Below are 2061 nucleotides of genomic sequence, written 5' to 3'. Positions count from 1 at the left end.
TTGCCGCCGCCTGGGGGCCGAGGTTGTCATGGTGTACCGGCGTACGCGCAATGAAATGCCCGCCATAGAAAGCGAAATCGTCGAGGCTGAAGAAGAGGGCGTGACGTTCCGTTTTCTTGCCGCACCGGCGGAACTGCTGCGCCAGGGCGACATGATCACGGGCATGAAGTGCCAGAACATGCGCCTGGGGGAACCTGACGCCTCCGGCAGAAGGCGCCCGGAACCTGTGGAAAACGACTTTACGGAACTTGCCGCCACGGCCGTAATCGCCGCCATCGGCCAGGTTCCCTGCATGCAGGGCTTTGAAAGCCTGGATTCCGGCAGGGGTTGGATACGGGCTGACAGCACGGGCGCCACGGCCAAAGACGGCGTGTATTCCGGCGGCGATGCCCTGGGTCTGAGCCTTGTCACCACCTCCATTTACCAGGGCAGAATGGCGGCAGCGGCCATTGACGCCAAATTGCGCGGCACGCCGCTGCCTGTGGAGGAAAAAGCCGTTATCGCCAATAAATTCAGCATCTATTACGACCACTATGCCGCCAGCAGCCGCAACGAGACTGCTGCCCTTCCTCTTGCCGAGCGCATGGCCGATCTGCGGCGGGAGGTTGTGGCAACCCTTGATGAACGCAGTATCATTGAAGAATGCGCCCGCTGCATGAGCTGCGGGCTTTGTTTTGACTGCGGCAACTGCTGGAATGTCTGCGGTGAAAACGTTATGCCGCTCAAGGGCCGTCTCAAGGGCGACAGCGCCGCTCTTGCCACCTCGGACTGCAAGGGTTGCCGCCATTGCATGGACGAATGCCCGTGCGGCTTTATTGAAATGATCGACCCGGCCACGGGCAAGTACATACGGGCAAGCATGGATGACAGCTATCTGGTCTGAGCATGCGGAAAGCGCCGGCACATGCCCGGCTGCGCCCTGTAATGCCGCCACAAAAGCAGCCTCGCCTGCAAAAAGATCATACCGGTTCATAGAGCAGATTAACTTTGAGAATATACATTCTCAAAGTTTAAGGCACGCTCACTTCGGCGTTTAACCGCGCAGATAAACTGCGCTTACGCCTCCGTAGCGAACGTCTGCTCACGCAGCCGCCAGAGCAATTTCAAAGTGAAATTGTTCTAAAGAACATATTCAGGAGCTTTTCATGACCAAGCTTTCGTTTGCGGAAATGCACGATATCCTTATGGACGCGCTTCGCCTCACCCATTTTCCCGTGGCCGTCAAATTTTTCTTTGATGACGGGCAATTGAAAGAATTCAAGGAAAATGTGGAATTCTTTACCTCAGACCGCAATCTGACCTTTTGCCAGTATGAGATAGGTCCGCGCATGACCGGGCAGACCCTGCTGGTGCGCAAGGAAAAACTGGGTTGCCCCAACGGGCTGTATTCCTTTGGCTGGAAAGGTTTTGATCAGGCCGAGGTGCTCAGTCACAAAAAATACGCCAAAGACCTTGAACAGGCGGAACGCTTTGTGAAATCCAAGCCGCGCCTGCCCGAAGGCACGCTGAAGGCCATAGCCGTGTCACCCCTCGCGGACACGTATTTTCCGCCCGACACCGTGCATTTTTACTGTGACAACATGCAGGCCTATCACCTGGCCGTGGACTATATGGCTGCAATGGACGTGCACCCGCTGCGCACCAATATCACCATGAATTCCTCGGCCTGTGCCGGAAACGTGTATACCTACCTGGAACAGACCGCCAACGTATGCACCGCGTGCAGCGGCAGCTATAACTCCGGCAAGACGGAGCGCGGCGAGTTGAACTTCTTTGTCCCCGGCGCGCACCTTGAACCCCTGGTGCAACGCCTTGTCACGCGCATTAACGAGCATGGAACAGGGGCCATAACCCGAACCGGAGAAAACTTCCCCGGTGCCGCCATTTGCAAAAACTGCAATATGATAGTGTACAAGCGCGGCGAATGTCTGGAATCGGCACAATGATCGGCAAGTGGCGCGCCCGCTGAGGCGCTGCCTTGAAATGGACGGGCGGCCCGGCAGAGGGCCGCCCGGCTTTTTGTGCCGGCCTGCGGTTCGGCAGCCAAGGCTGGCGCGCATA

Annotated in this window: 2 protein-coding genes; both read left to right on the top strand. The window is 57.4% G+C overall.

The genetic code is table 11. The features are described from left to right. Positions 1-883, top strand: an 883-nt coding sequence (locus V6C07_RS10410) for an FAD-dependent oxidoreductase (RefSeq protein ID WP_333536396.1), incomplete at its 5' end; no start/stop codon positions are given. A 262-nt stretch (positions 884-1145) separates the two neighbouring features. Then, a complete protein-coding gene (locus V6C07_RS10405) occupies positions 1146-1946 on the top strand; it encodes a DUF169 domain-containing protein (protein WP_333536395.1) in 801 nt (266 codons plus the stop codon). Positions 1947-2061: the final 115 nt, after the last annotated feature.

Origin of the sequence: Desulfovibrio sp. 1214_IL3152 (genome assembly GCF_036763055.1) — a bacterium.
In the GTDB taxonomy this organism is placed as follows: Bacteria; Desulfobacterota; Desulfovibrionia; order Desulfovibrionales; family Desulfovibrionaceae; genus Desulfovibrio.
This window is presented reverse-complemented; position numbering and strand designations above follow the sequence as displayed.

Excerpts from the sequence above, each read along its gene's own strand:
- V6C07_RS10405 (WP_333536395.1), top strand. The coding sequence starts at position 1,146 with ATGACCAAGCTTTCGTTTGCGGAAATGCACGATATCCTTATGGACGCG.